Here is a 19,754-nt window from a genome sequence, read left to right on the forward strand (position 1 = left end):
CCCTACCCCCAGAGGCATGAACCGTAGAATGGTTACCGCTGGTGGGCTGAAGCCCACCCTACTCCCCAGAGGCATGAGCCGTAGAATGGTGACCGCTGGTGGGCTGAAGCCCACCCTACTCGGGGGCATGAACCGTAGGGTGGGCTTTAGCCCACCAAAACCATTCAACCCGACGGTGGCTGGACGTTCCAGGCATGCGGTTCGGAGCTTCAGCCCAGCAAAGGCTCCTTCAGTACAAGGCGCATTCTTTGCGGCTGATCGCGGTGCCCGGCCGGTAGCTGGCAGACCGGCAAGTCGTCGACCCAGACGAAGCCGTATAGCCGATAAAGGGCCAGGGCTGCCCGATTGGACTTGAACACGTTCAATTCGATGCAGCGCATGCCCTGCTCGCGGCAATGCTCGATGACCTTTTCCAGCAAGCGCCGGCCCAATCCCTGGCGTCGCCAGCTGGCATGCACCTGCATGCCAAGGATGCCTACGGTCGCATCGCCCTCGGGCCGGCAGTAGCTGTCCGGGTAGGCTTCGGCGGTAGCGACGATGCGTCCTGCATGCTCGATCACATAGACCGCCCAACCGTTGTCGTCCGCCCGCTCCAGCGCACGGGCGATGACGGCTTTGGGCGGTGCCTGGGGGCGAGTCGAGTACAGCCCTTCCGCTGCCACCTGGCCGAACAGCTCATGAAAGGCGTCGAGGTCGTCCATGCGGATCTTGCGCGGCTGCATGCCCGGGTCATCCTGAAAATCGTCGCCCATGCTACTCCAGAGCGCCTCCGCGTAACCAGAGCAATGTAAAGCCAACTTGACTAACGAAAGGTCTCTCTCTAATGTAAAGCAAACTTTCCATAGAAGGGATGCGTTATGAGCCAGAACCGTTTTCTCGTCCACTTCGCCCTGGCGATGGTTGCCTATGTAATCGCGGTGATCATCAGCAGCCTGTTGCTCGGCACGGTTGCGCACGGCGCGCTGCGTACCCTGTGCGCGCTGATTCCCATTGCCCCGCTGATCGCCGTCGCCATCACGGTGATTCGCCAGGTTCGTCAGCTCGATGAACTGGCCCGCGCCATCCATCTGGAAGCGTTGGCCATGGCCTTCGTGGGTACAGCCCTGATCACCTTCAGCTACGGCTTTCTGGAGACTGCCGGCTTCCCGCGCCTGTCGATGTTCTTCGTGTGGCCAGTACTGGCCTGCCTGTGGGCACTGGGTTCGGTGATCGCCTGGAGACGCTACCGGTGATCAACCATGTACGTGAACGGCGCACCGAGCGGGGCTGGTCACAGGCTGACCTCGGCGCGCAACTGGGCGTCTCGCGGCAGACCATCAACGCCATCGAGACCGGCCGCTACGACCCCAGCCTGCCCCTCGCCTTCAAGATCGCCCGGCTGTTCGAGTCACGCATCGAAGACCTGTTCCAGGCACCCGAGGAGTGAGCATGCCGACAGCGGAACACTCGCCCCTGCAGCGTTATCTGCATGCCGTCGAGCACCAGGGCTTCGCTGCCGACGCTGCCCAGTTGCAGGCCGCGCACCTGCTCCAGGCCTGCCATGAAGCCCTGCATGCAGCACCAGCGCGAACGCCACCAGGGGTTTATCTGTGGGGCCCGGTGGGGCGTGGCAAGACCTGGCTGATGGACAGTTTCTACCACTCGCTGCAGGTTCCAGCTCGGCGTCAGCACTTCCACCATTTCATGCGCTGGGTGCACCGGCGCCTGTTCGAATTGACGGGCACCGCCGAGCCCCTCGCGATGCTGGCTCGCGAGCTGGGTACGGAGATTCGTGTGCTGTGCTTCGATGAGCTGTTCGTCAGCGACATCGGCGACGCGATCCTGCTCGGTCGCCTGTTCGGCTCGCTGTTCGATGAAGGCGTGGTACTGGTTGCCACGTCCAACCAGCCACCGGATCAGTTGTACGCCGGTGGCCACAATCGCGAGCGCTTTCTCCCGGCGATAGCCGCGCTGCAGCGACACATGCAGGTGGTCGCCGTGGATGGCAATCAGGATCATCGTCAGCACCCAGGCCAGCACTGCCAGCGCTACTGGGTTCGCGAGCCGGGCCAGCCCAGCGCCCTGCCCGCGCTGTTCGATTCGCTGAGTGGCGGCGAAACCGCCAGCCACGAAGCGTTGGCCCTCAACCACCGATTGATTGGCGTACAACGTCACAGCGACAAGGTGCTGCATTGCAGCTTCGATCAACTTTGCGTGGAGCCTCTCTGCGCCCAGGATTTCATCCTGCTGTGCGACCGTTTCACGGCCATCCTGCTCGGAGACGTGCCGGCCCTCAGTGCGCAGCAACGCCCCTCGAAGATCGCCCGCGGCACCGAAGATGCCGCCGAGCGGGTGGTGGCCGGTGACCGTCATCTGCCCGCCCTGTCGATCCACGACAACGCCGTGCGGCGCTTCATCGCCCTGGTGGACGAGTGCTACGACCGCCGCGTGCCGCTGTATCTGGAAGCCGAAGTGGCGCTTGAAGCGCTGTACACCGAAGGCTATCTGTCCTTCGCGTTCCGCCGCACCCTGAGCCGGCTGCAGGAAATGCAGATGCAGCGCTTCGGGTGACCGCGGGTGCGCCAGATACTGACTTGGTAGGTTGCAGGCTGGGCCGGGCGGCGATCCGCCTTACCCCACCCGGTCGCTAGCTCCCAGGCTCCAGCATGGGAGTTCGGGCCAGGGTGCTCCGTGCCCTATCCCTGCGCGGCCGTTGGCTCGATGCCGAGGAAAGTACACAGCTCGGCCTTCTTGGCCATGGCGTCCTGGTAGCCCAGCTCGATCAGTTCGCTGCAGTAGCCGGGTTCGAACAGCAGGTAGCTCAGCACCCCACCACCGCCATCGCGGGTCGCGCCGGGGCCGCGCAGGAACAGGCGCAACGCGGCAGGCATTTCGCGGCGATGGCGGGCGGCGATCACGTCCAGGGGCTGACTGGGGGAGATCACCAGCACCTCGACCGGCGTCAGGCCATAGGTGCGGCTGCGCTGCTCGGCAGGCACCAGCCGGCCCAGCTGATTGAGGCGTGCCAGCAGCTCGATGTCGCTCTCGACGTTATCGATGAAGGTGCTGTTGAGCATGTGCCCGGCGATCTGCGCCAGGCTCGGCATGCTGCCGGCCGGCCGTGGAGCCGCGGCGCTGGCGCTGTTCTGATCGCCTACCGGATTGCCGCTCACCCCCACCACCAGCACCCGGGTGGCGCCAAGGTGCAGCGCCGGGCTGATCGGCGCCATCTGCCGCACGGCGCCATCACCGAAATACTCGCGGTTGATCTTCACGGGCTCGAAGATCAGCGGAATGGCGGTACTGGCCAGCAGATGGGGCAGCGCCAGACGGGTCGGTACGCCGACACGACGATGGCGGAACCAGGGATCGATAGCCGCCCGCCCCTGATAGAAGGTCACCGCCTGGGCCGACTCGTAACCGAAGGCGGTGACGGCCACCGCACGCAATTGCCGATGACGTATCGCGGCCGCGATCCCCGAAAAATCCAGCTCGCGTTCGAGCAAACCGGCCAGCGGCGAACTGTCGAGCAGCGCCACCGGCACCTGCTTGCCCAGGCCGAGCATGCTGTGGCCGACGAAACGGCTGGCCTGGCGCAGTACGCCGGGCCAGTCGCTACGGTATACCTGATCGGTGTGGAAGCTGCGCCATACGGTGCTCAGTCGACGCACCGCTTCGCGAAAATGCAGGGCTCCGCAGGCCAGGCTGACGGCATTGATGGCGCCGGCCGATGTACCGACGATCACCGGAAACGGGTTGCCCGATGAATCGGGCAGCAGATCGGCGATCGCCGACAGCACGCCGACCTGATAGGCCGCGCGGGCGCCACCGCCGGAAAGGATGAGGCCAGTGGTGGACGGTTCGCTGCGGGCATCCTGCGTCATCGGGTCGATTCCAATTCGAGGTTGTCAGTAGAGCTTGGGCTCGCCTGGTGGACGGGTCTTGAAACGGCGGTGCGCCCACAGATACTGCGCAGGACAGGTGGCGATGGCCTCCTCGACCCAGGCGTTGACGCGCAGGCAATCGGCCAACTCGGTCTCGCCGGGAAAGTCGGCGAGCGGCGGGTGAATGGTCAGGCGATAGCCCTGGCCATCGGGCAGGCGCTGCTGAGTGAACGGCAGCACGATGGCGCGTCCCAGGCGGGCGAACTTGGTGGTCGCGGTGACCGTCGCGGCCTGCACGCCGAACAGCGGCGCGAACAGGCTCTGCTTGGGGCCGTAGTCCTGATCCGGCGCATACCAGATCGCCCGGCCGCCACGCAGCACCTTGATCATGGCGCGCACGTCTTCACGCTCGATGGCGGTGGCATCCAGGTTGTGACGCTCACGCCCGCGTCGCTGCACGAAGTCGAACAGCGGATTGCGATGCTCACGGTACATGCCGTCGATGGTATGCACCTGGCCCAGCAAGGCTGCGCCGATCTCCAGGGTGGTGAAATGTATCGCCATGAGGATCACGCCCTGCCCTTGGGCCTGGGCCTGCTGCAGGTGTTCGATGCCTTCGATGTGCGCCAGCCGCGCGAGCTTCTCCCGCGGCCACCACCAGCTCATGGCCATCTCGAAAAAGGCGATACCGGTGGAGGCGAAATTTTCCTTCAGCAGTCGCTCGCGCTCGGCGGCGGACATCTGTGGAAAGCACAGTTGCAGGTTACGCGTGGCGATACGCCGCCGGGAACCGGCCACCCGGTACATCAACCAGCCCAGGCCACGGCCCAGACGCAGCAAGGCGCCATAGGGCAATTGCACGATCAGCCATAACAGCCCAAGCCCCAGCCACAACGGCCAGAAGCGTGGGTGAAGGAAGGAGCGACGAAATACTGGACGATCCATTGACGATCCTGGACAGCGTTCAAAGCCGCTTAGTCTAACAGCTCGCTCGGCGATGGTGCCCCACTGCCATTCAACGCCGCCAGCTGATCTGCAGTGTTTCTCCGGCGACCATGCGCTGCATGTGATCGGCCACCACGGGCTCCAGCTGCTCCAGCGTGGCCGCGTCCGGTGCCTCGATGAGCACGTCCAGGCCGCCCTCCACCACCGTCAGGGTGCAACGCGCCGGGTCGAAGAAGATCTCGCCACGGGTTTCGTCGACGCTCACCTGAAACTTGTGGCTCCAGTGCCGACACAAACGGGTCACGCAGCGCACGGCATGTTCGGTGGTAACCGTCGCACGGGATTCGGGCATGGCAGGGCTCCTGATCGATAGGCTGTTGGCGAGGCGGGAAATCTAGCATGCCGCCTCGCTGCTCGGCATGCGGCATTGTTGATCCATACGATCGAAAAGCCTGGACTTGCATGCCGGTCGACCCGGCGTCAGGATCGTACCCAGCCAATAACAATACCCGCCCCGTCACGGCCAGGAGAACCCCATGCAAGATGTCGTCATCGTCGCCGCCACTCGTACCGCCATTGGCAGTTTCCAGGGGGCGCTGGCGGATGTTCCGGCCACCGAACTGGGCGCGGCGGTGATCCGTCGCCTGCTCGAGCAGACCGGTCTGGATGGCAATCAGGTCGATGAGGTGATCCTCGGCCACGTGCTCACCGCTGGCGCCGGGCAGAACACCGCCCGCCAGGCGGCTATCACTGCCGGCCTGCCCCATGCCGTACCGGCCCTGACTCTCAACAAGGTCTGCGGCTCCGGCCTCAAGGCGCTGCATCTCGGTGCCCAGGCGATTCGCTGTGGCGATGCCGAGGTGATCATTGCCGGCGGCATGGAAAACATGAGCCTGGCGCCCTACGTGCTGCCCAAGGCACGCACCGGGCTGCGCATGGGCCATGGCCAACTGATCGACAGCATGATCAGCGATGGCCTCTGGGATGCCTTCAACGATTACCACATGGGCATCACCGCCGAGAACCTGGTGGACAGCTACGCCATCAGCCGTGAGGCCCAGGATGCCTTCGCGGCAGCCTCCCAGCAGAAAGCCGTGGCAGCCATCGCGTCCGGGCGTTTCGCCGACGAGATCACGCCGATCCTGATTCCCCAGCGCAAGGGCGAGCCCATCGCCTTCACCACCGACGAACAACCCCGCGCGGGCACCACGGCAGAAACCCTGGCCAAGCTGAAACTGGCCTTCAAGAAAGACGGCAGCGTCACCGCCGGCAATGCCTCGAGCCTCAACGACGGCGCAGCTGCGGTGCTGCTGATGAGCGCGAGCAAAGCGCAGAGTCTGGGGCTACCGGTGCTGGCGCGAATAAAGGCGTACGCCAACGCCGGCGTCGACCCGGCGATCATGGGCATCGGCCCGGTATCGGCCACCCGCCGCAGCCTGGACAAGGCCGGCTGGTCTCTCGATCAGCTCGACCTGATCGAAGCCAACGAAGCCTTCGCCGCCCAGGCCCTGTCGGTCGGCCAGGAGTTGGGCTGGGATGCTGCAAAGGTCAACGTCAACGGCGGTGCCATCGCCCTCGGCCACCCGATCGGCGCCTCCGGTTGCCGCGTGCTGGTCACCCTGCTGCACGAGATGCTCAAGCGTGACGCCAGGAAAGGCCTGGCCACCCTGTGCATCGGCGGCGGTCAGGGCGTGGCGCTGCTGCTCGAGCGGGATTGAACGGCGAGGCCGGTCTACTGCCGGGCCTGCCATTTCGGGGCCAGTTCGCGATACGATCAGGCTCCATCCCAACGAAGCTCCCCATGAACGATCTCCCAACCCTCCACTATCTGTTCGCCGAATGCCGCAAAACCTGCCCGCAGCGCCCGGAAGTCACGGCCATCGTGCTCTTCGCCCTGCTCTGCGAGGATGACGACGTGGTGTACCTGGAAATCCGCTACACCGACTACGCCAGCGGCCAGTTCGAAGGTGATCACCTCTGGCTGTCGCTGGAGGAAGCGATGCATTCCGCCCTGGAGGATCACGGCATTGCAGAGGATGACTGGCGAGCGCTGTCGGCCCGAGAGATCGCCCGCATAGACCGCACCATCGAGTAGCGGCTCAGGTTGATGGCCGCTGTCGCAGGACGCGGCGAGGCCTGCAGCTAGCGGCGGCAGCCGTCCCACAGTTTCATGATCTGCCCGACTGCGGCATCCAGCGCCGCGTGCTCGATGCCGTCGCGGGCCAGGGTGGACAGCCCCAGCAGGAAGCTGTCGAACGCCGACGTCAGTGCCTGTACGTCGGTATCGGCCGCCAGCTCACCTTCGCTGATTGCCCGCTCGATACAGGCACGTATTCCCTTGCGCGTGCGATCGCGGACTTCGCTCAGCACCGTGGTCCCCTGCTCCGGGGTGCAGACGCCGATCACCCCGAGGGCCACCATGCAGCCTCGCGGATGCCCCGTCTCGCATTGCATGCTGGCCGAGCGGCGCAGCGTCAGCTCGACGGCGTCGCGCGGCGCAAGGCCGCCATCGAAGAGGCTCTCGGTCACCCGACCGTGAGTGCTCATGTAGTGCTCCACGACCTCATCGAACAACGCCTCCTTGGAACCGAAGGCTGCATAGAAACTGGGTGCTGAGATTCCACCACCGATCCCGGCCTTGAGCTGGCTCAGGGATGTAGCCTGATAGCCATGCTCCCAGAACAGGTGCATCGCCTGGACGATTGCCGCATCGCGGTCGAATGTGCGTGGGCGCCCCATCTGTGCCATGTCCGTCCTCCCTCCTGATGACATAAATACTAGTCGATACAAAAGTCGTTGACCATGGCTCTGCGTCGCCTTACATTTGTACCAATCGATACATATATGAGACGCACCCATGACCGACTCCGCGAAAACCGATTCACTTCCCGTTTCAGCGCTACTGGCACTGGCGATGACGGGCTTCATCTGCATCCTCACCGAAACCCTGCCGGCTGGCCTGCTCCCGGAAATCAGCGCCGGGCTCGACGTTTCCCCCGCACTGGCAGGGCAACTGGTCACGCTCTATGCCCTGGGCTCGCTGCTGGCCGCGATCCCGCTGACCATCGCCACCCAGGGCTGGCGGCGGCGCAACGTCCTGCTGCTGTCGATAGTCGGTTTTCTGCTGTTCAACTCGATCACCGCCTGGTCGTCGAACTATGTCCTGACGCTGGCCGCCCGCTTCTTCGCCGGTATGGCGGCGGGTCTGGCATGGAGCCTGATCGCCGGTTACGCCCGGCGCATGGTCGCTCCGCATCAGCAGGGCCGAGCCCTGGCGCTGGCCATGGTGGGCACCCCAATCGCCCTTTCCCTGGGCGTGCCGATCGGCACCTGGCTCGGCGGTATGGTGGGTTGGCGCACCGCCTTCGGGCTGATGTCCCTGCTCAGCGTCGGGCTGATCGTCTGGGTGCTCGCCAAGGTGCCGGACTACCCCGGGCAATCGCGAACCCAGCGCATTGCCTTGCGTTCGGTGCTGCTGACGCCAGGCGTACGCCCCGTTCTCGCCGTGGTGCTGACCTGGATGCTCGCCCACAACATGCTCTACACCTACATCGCCCCCTTCGTCGCCCCTGCCGGGCTGGGCAATCAGATCGATGTCGTCCTGCTGACCTTTGGCGTCGCCGCCCTGGCGGGCATCTGGATTACCGGTCGCCTGGTCGACCGCCATCTGCGCCAGGCAGTGCTCACCAGCCTTGCCACCTTCGCCCTGGTCGCCCTGCTGTTCGGCCTGCACGCCGATTCGGTCGCCGTGCTGTACGTCGGTGTGTTCGTCTGGGGGCTGACCTTCGGGGGTGCGGCCACCCTGCTGCAAACGGCTCTGGCCGACGCCGCCGGCCCTGGCGCCGACGTGGCGATGTCGATGAACGTGGTGATCTGGAACAGCGCCATCGCCGGTGCGGGGCTGACCGGCGGCGTGCTGCTCGGCCAGTTCGGCGTCGGCGCCTTCCCTTGGGTGATGCTGGCCCTGCTGCTGATCGCCCTGTGGATCGCCTCGGCGGCCAGCCGCCACGGTTTCCCGTCCGGGCAACGACGCAGCGACGTGGTCGTCGCCGGACACTGATCACCCACCTTCGCCAATCAGGAGATAACCATCATGTCCCATTCAGATCGCAAATCCGTTCTGGTCCTCGGCGGCAGCCGCGGTATCGGTGCCGCCATCGTGCGCCGCTTCGCCAGCGATGGCGCGCAGGTAACCTTCACTTACGCCAACTCGGCGGCACCGGCACGGCAGTTGGCAGAAGAAACGAGTAGCCGCGCCGTGCAAGTTGACAGCGCTGATCGTGCCGCCCTGACTACCCTGATCGACAGCCTCGGCGCCATCGACGTGCTGGTGGTCAATGCCGGCGTGTTCGTCGCGGGTGACCCGCTGGGGCTGGATGCCGATAGCATCGACCAGCTCTTCACCATCAATATCAACGCGCCCTACCATGCAGCGGTCAGTGCGGCGCGGCAGATGCCAGCCGGCGGCCGGATCATCCTGATCGGCTCGAACATCGCCGACCGCGCAGCGATGCCGGGCATGGCCGCCTATGGCGCCAGCAAGGCGGCATTGAGTGGCATGGTCAAGGGACTGGCAAGGGATTTCGGCGCGCGTGGCATCACCGTCAACGTCGTGCAACCAGGCCCGACCGATACCGAGATGAACCCGGCCGACGGCCCGCTGAACGAGCTGATGCACAGTTTCATGGCGATCAAGCGGCACGCCCGCAGCGATGAGATCGCCAGCATGGTGGCCTGGCTGGCGGGTGCCGAAGCCCGGCTGGTGACCGGAACGGCGCTGACCATCGACGGTGGTTTCTCGGCCTGACGGTCACTGGCGCCATTCGGTGCCTGTTCGGGTGACTGCTCGCTCAGGTCACCCGCTCGGCCACCGGCAGCTTGGCGATGGCATCGCGGGTTTCGCGGTCCTGGGCATCGCGCCAGGTACGAAAGGCGTCCAGTTCGCCGCCCCAGGTTTTCATGACCCAGGCGAGCACGGCCAGATCGTCCACCAGGCCCAGGCCGGGAATGAAGTCCGGGATGGCGTCCAGCGGCGACACGAAGTACAGCAGGCCGGCCACGATGGCGAGCAGCGCCTGCGGGTTGATCGCCCGATAGCTGCCCCGCCACCAGGCCACGCACAGTTCCTGCAGCAGGCTCAGATCGCCCCTCAGCGAGGACAGGCTGCGGCCGCCACCGCTGCTCTTGCGTGTCACTGCCAGCAGCAATGCCGGCAAGCGACCGCGCTTCAGGAAACGCTGCGCGATGGGCAGGTAACGGGCAAAATTCCACGGTGCTTTCATGACCACTCCTCGTCAGCCCGCGTGTTCGCTGGGCTGTCTGTGGTTATCCACCATAGCTGTGGATAACCTTGTGAACAGTTATGGGATTAGCTTACCAAACGCCCTTGCCATGCGGCCTTGCCACAGATCGGACATTTTTTATCCAGCGGATAAAATCCTGCTAAATCAATTAGTTAAAAAAATCAAAAGATTTCGTAAAAAACCTGACCAAGTAAATAAGAACCTTTGTCGCAGTGTGCATAACCGTAACGCGGTGGTTGCATTCAGAGCGCTTTGCGGCTAGGCAAAAGCTCCAGAAACGACAACGCCCCGTAGAACGGGGCGTTGTTTCGAAACGAACAGCGCTTACTGAGCCGGAGCGGCCTCAGGTGCTGCTTGTTCCTGAGCGGCCTGATCCTTGATCGCGATCAGTTCCAGATCGAACACCAGTACCGAGTTGGCCGGAATGGCCGGGCTCGGGCTCTGGGCGCCGTAAGCGAGTTCGGCGGGGATGTACAGCTTGTACTTCTCGCCAACGTGCATCAGTTGCAGGCCTTCGACCCAACCCGGGATCACGCCGCCAACCGGCAGGTCGATCGGGGTGCCACGCTCGACGGAGCTGTCGAATACGGTGCCGTCGGTGAGCTTGCCTTCGTAGTGAACGGTGACCACGTCATCAGCCTTGGGCTGAGGGCCGTCGGCCTTCTTGACCACTTCATACTGCAGACCCGAGGCGGTAGTGGTGACGCCGTCACGCTTGCCGTTCTCTTCCAGGAACTTCTTGCCGGCCTGGGCCGCTTCTTCGTTGGCTTTGGTCATGCGCTCTTCGGCACGCTTTTGCAGCGAAGAGAAGGCTTCGATCAGCTCTTCGTCTTTCAGGCGCTGCTCTTTCTTGCCGATGGCGTCCTCGATACCTTGAGCGACAGCATTCGGATCCAGATCGTCCATGCCTTCCTGAGCCAGGCTTTTGCCCATGTTCAGGCCGATACCGTAGGAAGCCTTCTGAGCCGGGGTTTCCAGTTTCACTTCGCTGGTTTGCGAATCACAACCGGCGAGCACCAGGCCCACCAGGGCGATCGCTGCTGCCAAACGATGCTGTTTCATGCTGATTCCTTGTCCGCTGCGCCCTAGGGCAATCGAGTGAAGGCGCGAGCTTAGGGGGTGTGGGTGTGTCAACGCAAGCCGCGTTGCTGTGAATTGTCCAGGCAGATCACGCATGCTCTGCGGGAAATGGCGAGATGAAGCAGAAAGCTGACCGGATCGCTCAGTTCGCCGCGCCGATTTGCCAAGGCAGCCGCGTAACTGACTAGCCGGTATGAGTTTTTTTGCACGAAGAAGTTCAGTGGTGACCGGGTGAGCGGGCATCACCGAAGCGCTGCCCGCGCTCTCGCCACCCGTGAAGCCGACTCGCGTCCCAGCACCTTGCTGATATGCGACCCGGCGTCGATCAAACGCGCCAGATCGACGCCGGTTTCGATGCCCAACCCCTGCAACAGGTAGAGCACGTCCTCACTGGCGACGTTACCGGTCGCGCCCCTGGCGTAAGGGCAGCCGCCCAGCCCGGCGACCGAACTGTCGAACACCGCGACGCCCTCCAGCAGGCTGGCGTAGATATTGGCCAGCGCCTGGCCGTAGGTATCGTGGTAGTGCCCGGCCAGTTGCTCCCGTGGCACGTCACGGCCTACCACCTCGATCAGTTGCCGCACGCCGCCAGCGGTACCGACGCCGATGGTGTCGCCCAGGGAGATTTCATGGCAGCCCATGGCATGCAGCTCCCGGCAGACGGCGGCGACCTGATGGGGCGAGACAGCGCCATCATAGGGACAGCCCAGCACGCAGGAGACGTAGCCGCGCACGCGGATACCGCGCTGCTGGGCCATCTCCAGCACCGGCTGAAAGCGCAACAGGCTGTCGGCGATGGAGCAGTTGATGTTGCGCTGCGAGAAGGATTCCGACGCGGCTGCGAACACGGCGACTTCCTTCACACCGGCATCGATTGCCGCCTGCAGCCCTTTCAGATTGGGAGTCAACGCCGCGTAAGTGACACCGGGGTGCCGCTCGATACCAGCAAACACCTCGGTGCTGCCGGCCATCTGCGGCACCCATTTGGGCGATACGAAACTGCCGACTTCTATGTAGGCCAGCCCGGCGGCACTCAGGTCATTCACCAGACGCACCTTGTCGGTCACGCTGATCGGCTGCTTCTCGTTCTGCAGACCGTCCCGTGGGCCGACTTCCACCAGGCGCACGTAACGGGGCAGGCTCATGGCTGCGTCTCCAATTCGACCAGCACCCCGCCTTCGCCGATCAGCTCGCCCTCGGCGCAGTGGATCGCCTTGACCGTGCCCGCCTGCGGCGCCCGGATGCTGTGTTCCATCTTCATGGCCTCCAGCACCACCAGCGCGGCACCGGCCTCCACCTGCTGCCCCGGCTCGACCAGGACACGTACGATGCTACCGTTCATGGGCGCGGTGAGCCCACCCTGATGAACGTTGCCCGCTTCGGCAGCGGCAATCGGGTCGAAGCGGCGCACGGCCAGCCACTCCACGCCCCAGCGCAGATAAAGGGTGTCGCCCTGGCGCACGACCTGTGACTGGCGTACCGCGCTGGCGGGGCGCGTCTGAAGCACCAGGCTGTGGCTGGCGTCGCCGCACACCAGCGCCATACTCACCTCAGCGGGCAAACCACTCCGCCAGGCACTGCGTGACGCCCAGGGCGAGTACGGATCGTCCTGCCGCTGCTGCTCGCCATCGGTGGCTAGGAATGCCGCGCCAGCCTGCAGCCAGAACGCCTCCGGCAGCTCCGTGACCGGTGGCAGCAGCTGCGCCTGGTGACGGTCGATGAAGCCGGTGTCCAGCTGTGCGGCAGCGAACGCCGGGTTGGCCAGAATTCGCTGCAGGAACGCCAGATTGGTCTTGAAACCGCCGACCACGGTCTCTCCCAGCATGGCCAGAAGGCGCTGACGGGCCTCCTCACGGTTCTCGCCCCAGGCGATCAGCTTGGCCAGCATCGGATCATAGAACGGCGACACGTCATCGCCCTGCTCCACCCCGCTGTCGACCCGACGTCCCGGCCCGGCTGCCGGCTCGCGGTACAGGTCGAGGTGGCCACTGGCGGGCAGGAAGCCGCCTTCAGGATCTTCGGCGTACAGACGCACTTCGATGGCATGACCGACGAGGGGCACCTGATCCTGACGAATCGGCAGCGGCTCACCGCGCGCCACGCGAACCTGCCAGGCCACCAGGTCGAGATTGGTGATCGCCTCGGTCACCGGGTGCTCGACCTGCAGACGGGTATTCATCTCCATGAAGAAGAACTCGCCCCGGGCATCGAGGAGAAACTCCACGGTTCCGGCGCCGACATAGCCGATGGCCTGGGCAGCGCGCACCGCGGACTCTCCCATCGCACGCCGCAGCTCCGGCGACAGGCCCGGCGCCGGGGCTTCTTCGACCACTTTCTGATGACGGCGCTGGATCGAACAGTCACGCTCGTTGAGGTACAGGCAGTTGCCGTGCTGATCGGCGAAGACCTGGATCTCCACGTGGCGCGGCTGCAACAGGTATTTCTCCACCAGCATGCGCCCGTCGCCGAACGCCGACTGCGCTTCACGCTGCGCCGACGCCAGGGCTTCAGCCAGTTGGCTTTCGCTCTCGACCACCTTCATGCCCTTGCCACCACCACCGGCAGTCGCCTTGAGCAGCACCGGATAACCGATCCCTGCGGCTGCGCTGCGGAAGGTTTGCAGATCCTGAGCCTCGCCGTGGTAACCCGGTACCAGCGGCACGCCGGCCGCCTCCATCAGCGCCTTGGCCGCGGACTTGCTGCCCATGGCATCGATGGCACTGGCGGGAGGACCGAGAAAGATCAGCCCGGCCGCCTCGAGTTTGCGGGCAAAGGTGGCGTTTTCGGAGAGGAATCCATAACCGGGATGAATGGCCTGGGCGCCGCTGGCCTGCGCAGCCTCGATGATCCTGTCCATCAGCAGGTAGCTGTCGCCTGGTTTGGCGCCGCCGAGATCGATGGCGATATCCGCCTCGCGCACGTGCCGGGCACTGCGGTCGATGGTGCTGTGGACAGCCACCGTGGTCAGTCCGAGGGCCTTGGCGGTGCGCATCACCCGGCAGGCGATCTCGCCGCGGTTGGCGATCAGAAGGGTATCGATGGTTTTCATGGCTGTGCCTGCCAGGCGGAGGGACGTTTCTGCAGAAAGGCAGCGAGGCCTTCCTGCCCTTCTTCGCTGACGCGAATACCGGCGATCACGCTTTCGGTACGCTGGCGCAGGGCGTCGCTGAGTACACCGCTACCGACGCCGTGCAGCAACGCCTTGCTCTCGCGCATGGCCTGCGGGCTGTTGAGCAGCAGATTGGCAATCCACTGCTCGACCTCGCCCTCCAGCTCGGCCGCGGGATAGCACTCGGCGAGCAGCCCCAGTTCCCGCGCTCGCTCACCACTGAAGCGCTCGGCACTGAGCGCGTAGCGTCGGGTGGCGCGCTCGCCGATGGCCTGTACCACGTAGGGGCTGATCACCGCGGGAACCAGGCCGATGCGCACCTCGGACAGGCTGAACGATGCCTCGCTGGCACCGATGGCGATGTCGCAGCAGGCCGTCAGCCCGACCGCACCGCCGAACGCGGCGCCCTGCACCACTGCCAATGTCGGGCACGGCAAGTGGTAGAGCAGGCTCATCAACTCGCCGAGTTGGTGGGCGTCGCGCAGGTTGCTGGCGTAGTCGAGCTGCGCCGAAGCCTGCATCCAGGCCAGATCGGCACCGGCGCAGAAGTGCCGCCCCTGGCCGCGCAGGACGAGAAACCGCAGGCTGTCGTCAGCCGCGACCTGGCGCAATGCCTGGATCAGCTCCTCGATCATCTCGGCGTTGAAGGCGTTGTGCTTGTCCGGGCGGTTCAGCCACAGGGTGGCGACCCCGCGCGGGTCGGTGTGCAATTGGAGGGTGCTGAAATCGGTCATCGGTATGTCCTCGGCCAGGCTACATGCGGAACACGCCGAAGCGTGTCGGCTCGATGGGCGCGTTGAGGCTGGCGGAAATTGCCAGGGCCAGCACCTCGCGGGTCTGTGCCGGGTCGATCACGCCATCGTCCCAGAGTCGCGCACTGGAATAGAAGGCGTGGGCCTGGCGCTCGTACTGCTCGACGATAGGCTGCTTGAGGCGCTGCTCGTCCTCGGCGGAAAACACCTGGCCGGCGCGCTGCGCCTGCTCGTGCTTGACCTGCACCAGCACCCCGGCAGCCTGCTGCGCGCCCATCACGCCAATGCGCGCGTTGGGCCACATCCACAGAAAGCGCGGATCGAAGGCTCGCCCGCACATGCCGTAGTTGCCCGCGCCGAAGCTGCCGCCGATGATCACCGTGAACTTGGGCACACGGGCGCAGGCCACCGCGGTGACCAGCTTGGCGCCGTGCTTGGCGATACCGCCCTCTTCGTATTTCTTGCCGACCATGAAGCCGGTGATGTTCTGCAGGAACAGCAACGGAATGCCGCGCTGGCAGGCCAGCTCGATGAAGTGCGCGCCCTTCTGCGCGGCTTCCGCGAAGAGGATGCCGTTGTTGGCCAGGATGGCGACCGGATAACCATTGAGGTGCGCGAAACCGCAGACCAGGGTGGTACCGAACAGCGCCTTGAACTCGTCGAGCTGCGAGTCATCGACGATCCGCGCGATCACCTCCCGCACATCGAACGGCTGCTTGGAATCGGCGGGAATGATGCCGTACAGCTCATCGGCGCAGTAACGCGGCGCGATGGGCTGGCGCGCTTGCACGTCACCGAGCTTGCGCCAGTTGAGGTTGGCAATGCAGCGGCGCGCCAGGGCCAGGGCGTGCCGGTCGTTTTCCGCATAGTGGTCGGCCACGCCACTGGTCTTGCAGTGCACGTCGGCGCCACCAAGCTCCTCGGCGCTGACCACTTCACCGGTGGCGGCCTTCACCAGCGGCGGGCCGGCGAGAAAGATGGTCGCCTGCTCACGCACCATGATGGTCTCGTCGCTCATCGCCGGCACATAGGCGCCGCCGGCGGTGCACGAGCCCATCACCACGGCGATCTGGGGGATGCCCTGGGCGCTCATGGTGGCCTGGTTGAAGAAGATCCGGCCGAAGTGCTCGCGATCGGGAAACACCTCGTCCTGACGCGGCAGGTTGGCACCACCGGAATCCACCAGGTAGATGCATGGCAGGCGGTTCTGACTGGCGATGGCCTGGGCGCGCAGGTGTTTCTTCACGGTCAGCGGATAATAACTACCGCCCTTCACCGTGGCGTCGTTGGCGATGATCATGCATTCGACGCCTTCGACACGGCCAATTCCGGCGATCACCCCGGCGGCGGCAACCTCTTCGTCGTAGACCTGATAAGCGGCGAGCTGACCGATTTCCAGAAACGGCGAGCCCGGATCGAGCAGCCAGTCGATGCGCTCGCGAGGCAGCAGCTTGCCGCGCGAGCGGTGCCGTTCCTGCGCCTTGGCACCTCCGCCTTCGCGGGTACGGGCGAGCACGCCGTGCAACTCATCGACCTGGGCCAGCATCGCTTCTCGGTTGACGGCGTACTCGGGGGAACGGGTGTTCAGTTTTGTACACACAATGGCCATGACATTGGCTCCGACTGGCAGCGTGGGACTCTGATCACGCCGTTTCGTTGAACAGCTCGCGACCGATCAGCATGCGGCGAATTTCACTGGTGCCGGCGCCGATCTCGTAGAGTTTGGCGTCGCGCCACAGACGCCCGACCGGATACTCGTTGATGTAGCCATTGCCGCCGAGAATCTGGATCGCCTCACCGGCCAGCCAGGTGGCTTTTTCCGCTGCATAGAGGATGACCCCGGCGCAGTCCTTGCGGACCTGACGCACATGGCCGCTGCCCAGGGCGTCGAGCTGCCGGCCGACCGCGTAGAGGTACGCGCGGCAGGCCTGCTGGGTGGTGTACATGTCGGCCAGCTTGCCCTGGATCAGCTGGAACTCGCCGATGCTCTGGCCGAACTGCTTGCGGTCGTGGATGTAGGGCACCACCACGTCCATCGCCGCCTGCATCAGCCCCAGCGGGCCGCCAGAAAGCACCGCACGCTCGTAATCCAGGCCGCTCATCAGCACTCGTGCGCCTTCACCGACGCCGCCCAGTACGTTCTCCTGCGCCACTTCGACATCCTGGAATACCAGCTCGCCGGTGTGCGAACCGCGCATGCCGAGCTTGTCGAGCTTCTGGGCGACGCTGAAGCCTGGCGCGCCCTTCTCGACGATGAACGCGGTCATGCCCTTGGCGCCCGCGCTCGAGTCGGTCTTTGCATAGACCACCAGCACGTCGCAATCCGGGCCGTTGGTGATCCACATCTTGGTGCCGTTGAGCAGGTAACGGTCGCCCTTGCGATCGGCGCGCATCTTCATCGACACCACGTCGGATCCGGCATTGGGCTCGCTCATGGCCAGTGCCCCAATGTGTTCACCACTGATCAGCCTCGGCAGAAAGCGGCGCTTCTGGGCCTCGCTGCCATTGCGGTTGATCTGGTTCACGCACAGGTTGGAATGGGCGCCATAGGACAGGCCGATACCGCCCGCTGCCCGGGAGATTTCCTCCATGGCGATCATGTGCGCCAGGTAGCCCATGCCGGCGCCACCGTATTCCTCGCTGACGGTCAGGCCGAGCAGGCCCATGTCCCCGAACTTGCGCCACAGGTCCATGGGGAACTGGTCACTGCGATCGGCTTCGGCAGCCCGTGGGGCGATTTCCTTGGCGGCAAAACCGGCGACCGCGTCGCGAAGCATGTCGATTTCCTCGCCGAGGAAGAAATTCAGACCTGGCAGCGTGATGCTCATGTAACGACTCTCCATTGTTGTAGTTGTTGGATGCGCTAAACGATGGGGCAGCGGCAGATCAAGAAGCGGCGGGCATCTCCTGCATGGCGATCAGGCAGCGCTGTTCGGCGGTGTCCAGCTCACGTTGCATCTGCTGGATGTCGAGCAACTGGCGGGCGAGATGCTCGCGGCGCTCGGCGATCTTTTCCAGAAAATGGTCGAGCTGCTTGCGATTGCCGCCAGCGGGGTCATAGAGGTCGATCAATTCCTTGCACTCGGCGAGGGAAAAACCGATGCGCTTGCCACGCAGGATGAGCATCAGCGTCACCCGATCGCGGGCGCTGTAGATACGCTCCTGCCCCTTGCGCTCAGGCATGAGCATGCCCTGCTCTTCATAGAAACGAATGGTGCGGGTGGTGACGCCGAGTTCGTGGGCCAGCTGGGAAATGCTGTAGGAATGACTCATGGTGCGAGCGGCCTGCGAAGATTACCTTTACGTAAACGTAAGCCTGTAATTACACAGCTGTCAAATTGACGAGAAAGCCGCAGCGCATTGTGTGGGGTATGTGCATGGCCGTTGCGGCCATGCACGTCAACGAGGCATCAGGTGTTCGGCTTGCCGTCCCACGGCTCGCCATCCAGCGGACGTTTTCTGGCCAGTTCGGCTTCGTCTAGCCCTGAACCGCCGCCGATATCGCCTTCGCCGACGACGCTCAGATCGCGGTCAGCGGGCTCGTCACCGCCACGCTCCCGCGGCGAGCGTGCGCCGGTATCGTCGATCAGGTTCTCGGGGCTCAGGTCGTCGAGGCTGACACCGTCTTCATGACGGCCCTCTTTCAGCGTTTCACCGCCACTCTGCCCTGCGTCGCGCACGCGCTCATCCGGGTATTCGTGCTGCACCTCGTCCGCTGGACGGCGGTCGCCGATGCGCCCCTCGCGCTCATCCTTGCTATCGCTGAAATCCAGTTGCTCGATCGAGCCCATGCGATCCTCGGTATCGTCGATCTCACGAGGGGTGGCTGGCTGCTTGGGTGTGCTCATGACGTTCTCCAGTATGGGTCTGTTCGGTTGACTCGACCCCTACCGGGAAAATTCAGGGAAAGTGACGGGTTGCGGTGTGCAGTTCAGCCCTCCCCCACCAACTGTTCAAGGGCTTCTTCCAGCGGGCTGACGCTGGTGGGGCGAATCAGTCGGGTGACCTCCACGCCGTCGCGCAAGAACACCAGGGTCGGCCACAGCTTGACGTTGAAGGCGCGCCCCAGTGGTCGACCGCTGCCGTCCTCGATCTTCAGGTGGGTGACTTCGGGATAGTCCGGCATCACCTTGGCCAGCAACGGCTGCGCCGCCTGGCAATGGCCGCACCAGTCGGTGCCGAATTCGATGAGGGTCATACCAGGCTTGGCCCGTACTTCGGCGGCTGTCGGCGCCGTGCTGCTGTATTCGCTGCTCATGCTATATCTCCGCTCGTGAGCCAAACGCAACCGGCCCGCGCATGGCGGGCCGATTCGTGTTCTCAGCGTATCAGACGCCGTCAGTGACTTTCTTGACGACGGGCTTTACCCGCTCAGCGATTTCGCTTTCCAGCCGGGTGACGGTTTCTGCGATGCGATCCACGGCGGGGCGCATGGAACGGGCGTCTTCCACGAAGCCTTTGAGTCGGCAATGGCCGCTCAGGCCACGGGCAACCAGCAGGCCACCGAACGCTGCGCGAGCAAGGCCGAGTACACCGCCGCGCTTCAGGCCGCCACGGGCCATGGCGATACCACTGCCGATGGAAAGCGCACGCTCCCAACCCTGCACGTTACTGCCGCCTTGCTTATCGAATGTGGACATATCGCTAGCTCCAGTCTGTCTGTGATTCACAACGGACAGGCCGGAAGCAGCCGATGTTCGAC

Annotated in this window: 23 protein-coding genes; 7 read left to right on the top strand and 16 right to left on the bottom strand. The window is 64.5% G+C overall.

The genetic code is table 11. The features are described from left to right. Nucleotides 1–209: 209 nt before the first annotated feature. Nucleotides 210–752, bottom strand: coding sequence for a GNAT family N-acetyltransferase (locus ACT9T4_RS17060; protein ID WP_499118082.1), 543 nt, complete (start codon nucleotides 750–752; stop codon nucleotides 210–212). 105 nt (nucleotides 753–857) lie between these two features. On the opposite strand from ACT9T4_RS17060, the gene ACT9T4_RS17065 reads away from it, so the two are divergent. From ACT9T4_RS17065 to zapE, 3 genes are read left to right on the top strand one after another with little or no spacing between them, the layout of a single operon-like run. Then, a complete protein-coding gene (locus tag ACT9T4_RS17065) occupies nucleotides 858–1,232 on the top strand; it encodes a hypothetical protein (RefSeq protein ID WP_499118084.1) in 375 nt (124 codons plus the stop codon). Continuing rightward, nucleotides 1,229–1,426, top strand: coding sequence for a helix-turn-helix transcriptional regulator (locus tag ACT9T4_RS17070; protein ID WP_042552708.1), 198 nt, complete (start codon nucleotides 1,229–1,231; stop codon nucleotides 1,424–1,426). Before ACT9T4_RS17065 ends, ACT9T4_RS17070 begins: the two co-directional genes overlap by 4 nt. Nucleotides 1,427–1,428: 2 nt before the next feature. Then, the gene (zapE, locus tag ACT9T4_RS17075; RefSeq protein ID WP_042552707.1) at nucleotides 1,429–2,550 is read left to right on the top strand and encodes a cell division protein ZapE; all 1,122 of its coding nucleotides are present in this window, start codon (nucleotides 1,429–1,431) and stop codon (nucleotides 2,548–2,550) included. Between the two features lie 125 nt (nucleotides 2,551–2,675). Here zapE and ACT9T4_RS17080 read toward each other — a convergent pair whose 3' ends face one another. The 3 genes from ACT9T4_RS17080 to ACT9T4_RS17090 form a co-directional block, all read right to left on the bottom strand. Continuing rightward, the gene (locus ACT9T4_RS17080) at nucleotides 2,676–3,863 is read right to left on the bottom strand and encodes a patatin-like phospholipase family protein (protein WP_499118087.1); all 1,188 of its coding nucleotides are present in this window, start codon (nucleotides 3,861–3,863) and stop codon (nucleotides 2,676–2,678) included. Nucleotides 3,864–3,887: 24 nt separating this feature from the next. Continuing rightward, nucleotides 3,888–4,808, bottom strand: coding sequence for a lipid A biosynthesis lauroyl acyltransferase (locus tag ACT9T4_RS17085; RefSeq protein WP_179537740.1), 921 nt, complete (start codon nucleotides 4,806–4,808; stop codon nucleotides 3,888–3,890). A gap of 70 nt (nucleotides 4,809–4,878) precedes the next feature. Then, the gene (locus tag ACT9T4_RS17090) at nucleotides 4,879–5,160 is read right to left on the bottom strand and encodes a DUF2218 domain-containing protein (protein WP_499118089.1); all 282 of its coding nucleotides are present in this window, start codon (nucleotides 5,158–5,160) and stop codon (nucleotides 4,879–4,881) included. A 184-nt stretch (nucleotides 5,161–5,344) separates the two neighbouring features. On the opposite strand from ACT9T4_RS17090, the gene ACT9T4_RS17095 reads away from it, so the two are divergent. Next, on the top strand, nucleotides 5,345–6,526 hold the full coding sequence (locus ACT9T4_RS17095; RefSeq protein WP_499118091.1) for an acetyl-CoA C-acetyltransferase: 1,182 nt from the start codon (nucleotides 5,345–5,347) through the stop codon (nucleotides 6,524–6,526). Between the two features lie 83 nt (nucleotides 6,527–6,609). Beyond that, nucleotides 6,610–6,903: a hypothetical protein gene (locus ACT9T4_RS17100; RefSeq protein ID WP_179537737.1), complete on the top strand. Its 294-nt coding sequence runs from the start codon at nucleotides 6,610–6,612 to the stop codon at nucleotides 6,901–6,903. 47 nt (nucleotides 6,904–6,950) lie between these two features. On the opposite strand, the gene ACT9T4_RS17105 is transcribed toward ACT9T4_RS17100, so the two are convergent. Further along, nucleotides 6,951–7,556 (bottom strand): TetR/AcrR family transcriptional regulator, encoded by a 606-nt coding sequence (locus ACT9T4_RS17105; RefSeq protein WP_499118093.1) that lies wholly within the window; start codon nucleotides 7,554–7,556, stop codon nucleotides 6,951–6,953. Between the two features lie 109 nt (nucleotides 7,557–7,665). On the opposite strand from ACT9T4_RS17105, the gene ACT9T4_RS17110 reads away from it, so the two are divergent. Together ACT9T4_RS17110 and bdcA are read left to right on the top strand one after the other, a co-directional pair. Beyond that, nucleotides 7,666–8,868: an MFS transporter gene (locus ACT9T4_RS17110; RefSeq protein ID WP_499118095.1), complete on the top strand. Its 1,203-nt coding sequence runs from the start codon at nucleotides 7,666–7,668 to the stop codon at nucleotides 8,866–8,868. Nucleotides 8,869–8,901: 33 nt separating this feature from the next. Further along, a complete protein-coding gene (bdcA, locus tag ACT9T4_RS17115) occupies nucleotides 8,902–9,615 on the top strand; it encodes an SDR family oxidoreductase (RefSeq protein ID WP_499118097.1) in 714 nt (237 codons plus the stop codon). 43 nt (nucleotides 9,616–9,658) lie between these two features. Here the strand turns inward: bdcA and ACT9T4_RS17120 are convergent, their stop codons facing one another. The 11 genes from ACT9T4_RS17120 to ACT9T4_RS17170 all read right to left on the bottom strand — a co-directional run bounded on the left by ACT9T4_RS17120 (nucleotide 9,659) and on the right by ACT9T4_RS17170 (nucleotide 19,692). Next, nucleotides 9,659–10,090, bottom strand: a complete 432-nt coding sequence (locus ACT9T4_RS17120) for a YkvA family protein (protein ID WP_042552698.1) — start codon at nucleotides 10,088–10,090, stop codon at nucleotides 9,659–9,661. Between the two features lie 345 nt (nucleotides 10,091–10,435). After that, nucleotides 10,436–11,173, bottom strand: a complete 738-nt coding sequence (bamJ, locus tag ACT9T4_RS17125) for a BamJ family beta-barrel-assembly machinery protein (RefSeq protein ID WP_179537732.1) — start codon at nucleotides 11,171–11,173, stop codon at nucleotides 10,436–10,438. 260 nt (nucleotides 11,174–11,433) lie between these two features. Continuing rightward, nucleotides 11,434–12,336, bottom strand: a complete 903-nt coding sequence (locus tag ACT9T4_RS17130; RefSeq protein WP_499118100.1) for a hydroxymethylglutaryl-CoA lyase — start codon at nucleotides 12,334–12,336, stop codon at nucleotides 11,434–11,436. Continuing rightward, nucleotides 12,333–14,240, bottom strand: a complete 1,908-nt coding sequence (locus tag ACT9T4_RS17135) for an acetyl-CoA carboxylase biotin carboxylase subunit (RefSeq protein ID WP_499118102.1) — start codon at nucleotides 14,238–14,240, stop codon at nucleotides 12,333–12,335. The genes ACT9T4_RS17130 and ACT9T4_RS17135 overlap by 4 nt, the downstream gene beginning before the upstream one ends. After that, nucleotides 14,237–15,034 (bottom strand): gamma-carboxygeranoyl-CoA hydratase, encoded by a 798-nt coding sequence (locus ACT9T4_RS17140; protein WP_179537729.1) that lies wholly within the window; start codon nucleotides 15,032–15,034, stop codon nucleotides 14,237–14,239. Before ACT9T4_RS17140 ends, ACT9T4_RS17135 begins: the two co-directional genes overlap by 4 nt. 19 nt (nucleotides 15,035–15,053) lie before the next feature. Next, nucleotides 15,054–16,661: a carboxyl transferase domain-containing protein gene (locus tag ACT9T4_RS17145; RefSeq protein WP_042552693.1), complete on the bottom strand. Its 1,608-nt coding sequence runs from the start codon at nucleotides 16,659–16,661 to the stop codon at nucleotides 15,054–15,056. Between the two features lie 34 nt (nucleotides 16,662–16,695). Further along, complete coding sequence (locus ACT9T4_RS17150) at nucleotides 16,696–17,874, bottom strand: isovaleryl-CoA dehydrogenase (protein WP_197076967.1); 1,179 nt, start codon at nucleotides 17,872–17,874, stop codon at nucleotides 16,696–16,698. Between the two features lie 64 nt (nucleotides 17,875–17,938). Further along, complete coding sequence (locus tag ACT9T4_RS17155) at nucleotides 17,939–18,325, bottom strand: MerR family transcriptional regulator (RefSeq protein WP_499118105.1); 387 nt, start codon at nucleotides 18,323–18,325, stop codon at nucleotides 17,939–17,941. 137 nt (nucleotides 18,326–18,462) lie between these two features. Continuing rightward, nucleotides 18,463–18,900 carry a phosphotransferase system, HPr-related protein gene (locus ACT9T4_RS17160; RefSeq protein ID WP_179537728.1) on the bottom strand — a complete coding sequence of 146 codons (438 nt, stop codon included), beginning with the start codon at nucleotides 18,898–18,900 and terminating at the stop codon, nucleotides 18,463–18,465. An 83-nt stretch (nucleotides 18,901–18,983) separates the two neighbouring features. Then, a complete protein-coding gene (locus ACT9T4_RS17165) occupies nucleotides 18,984–19,310 on the bottom strand; it encodes a thioredoxin family protein (RefSeq protein WP_042552689.1) in 327 nt (108 codons plus the stop codon). A 70-nt stretch (nucleotides 19,311–19,380) separates the two neighbouring features. Then, nucleotides 19,381–19,692, bottom strand: a complete 312-nt coding sequence (locus ACT9T4_RS17170; protein ID WP_499118108.1) for a DUF2892 domain-containing protein — start codon at nucleotides 19,690–19,692, stop codon at nucleotides 19,381–19,383. Between the last annotated feature and the right edge of the window lie 62 nt (nucleotides 19,693–19,754).

The sequence above is a fragment of the Pseudomonas sp. SZ40 genome (assembly GCF_052958135.1).

What these genes read in the sequence shown, in the direction of transcription:
- ACT9T4_RS17060 (WP_499118082.1), bottom strand. Translation starts at nt 752, where the DNA reads ATGGGCGACGATTTTCAGGATGACCCGGGCATGCAGCCGCGCAAGATC.
- ACT9T4_RS17065 (WP_499118084.1), top strand. Translation starts at nt 858, where the DNA reads ATGAGCCAGAACCGTTTTCTCGTCCACTTCGCCCTGGCGATGGTTGCC.
- zapE (WP_042552707.1), top strand. Translation starts at nt 1,429, where the DNA reads ATGCCGACAGCGGAACACTCGCCCCTGCAGCGTTATCTGCATGCCGTC.
- ACT9T4_RS17080 (WP_499118087.1), bottom strand. Translation starts at nt 3,863, where the DNA reads ATGACGCAGGATGCCCGCAGCGAACCGTCCACCACTGGCCTCATCCTT.
- ACT9T4_RS17085 (WP_179537740.1), bottom strand. Translation starts at nt 4,808, where the DNA reads ATGGATCGTCCAGTATTTCGTCGCTCCTTCCTTCACCCACGCTTCTGG.
- ACT9T4_RS17090 (WP_499118089.1), bottom strand. Translation starts at nt 5,160, where the DNA reads ATGCCCGAATCCCGTGCGACGGTTACCACCGAACATGCCGTGCGCTGC.
- ACT9T4_RS17095 (WP_499118091.1), top strand. Translation starts at nt 5,345, where the DNA reads ATGCAAGATGTCGTCATCGTCGCCGCCACTCGTACCGCCATTGGCAGT.
- ACT9T4_RS17100 (WP_179537737.1), top strand. Translation starts at nt 6,610, where the DNA reads ATGAACGATCTCCCAACCCTCCACTATCTGTTCGCCGAATGCCGCAAA.
- ACT9T4_RS17105 (WP_499118093.1), bottom strand. Translation starts at nt 7,556, where the DNA reads ATGGCACAGATGGGGCGCCCACGCACATTCGACCGCGATGCGGCAATC.
- ACT9T4_RS17110 (WP_499118095.1), top strand. Translation starts at nt 7,666, where the DNA reads ATGACCGACTCCGCGAAAACCGATTCACTTCCCGTTTCAGCGCTACTG.
- bdcA (WP_499118097.1), top strand. Translation starts at nt 8,902, where the DNA reads ATGTCCCATTCAGATCGCAAATCCGTTCTGGTCCTCGGCGGCAGCCGC.
- ACT9T4_RS17120 (WP_042552698.1), bottom strand. Translation starts at nt 10,090, where the DNA reads ATGAAAGCACCGTGGAATTTTGCCCGTTACCTGCCCATCGCGCAGCGT.
- bamJ (WP_179537732.1), bottom strand. Translation starts at nt 11,173, where the DNA reads ATGAAACAGCATCGTTTGGCAGCAGCGATCGCCCTGGTGGGCCTGGTG.
- ACT9T4_RS17130 (WP_499118100.1), bottom strand. Translation starts at nt 12,336, where the DNA reads ATGAGCCTGCCCCGTTACGTGCGCCTGGTGGAAGTCGGCCCACGGGAC.
- ACT9T4_RS17135 (WP_499118102.1), bottom strand. Translation starts at nt 14,240, where the DNA reads ATGAAAACCATCGATACCCTTCTGATCGCCAACCGCGGCGAGATCGCC.
- ACT9T4_RS17140 (WP_179537729.1), bottom strand. Translation starts at nt 15,034, where the DNA reads ATGACCGATTTCAGCACCCTCCAATTGCACACCGACCCGCGCGGGGTC.
- ACT9T4_RS17145 (WP_042552693.1), bottom strand. Translation starts at nt 16,661, where the DNA reads ATGGCCATTGTGTGTACAAAACTGAACACCCGTTCCCCCGAGTACGCC.
- ACT9T4_RS17155 (WP_499118105.1), bottom strand. Translation starts at nt 18,325, where the DNA reads ATGAGTCATTCCTACAGCATTTCCCAGCTGGCCCACGAACTCGGCGTC.
- ACT9T4_RS17160 (WP_179537728.1), bottom strand. Translation starts at nt 18,900, where the DNA reads ATGAGCACACCCAAGCAGCCAGCCACCCCTCGTGAGATCGACGATACC.
- ACT9T4_RS17165 (WP_042552689.1), bottom strand. Translation starts at nt 19,310, where the DNA reads ATGAGCAGCGAATACAGCAGCACGGCGCCGACAGCCGCCGAAGTACGG.
- ACT9T4_RS17170 (WP_499118108.1), bottom strand. Translation starts at nt 19,692, where the DNA reads ATGTCCACATTCGATAAGCAAGGCGGCAGTAACGTGCAGGGTTGGGAG.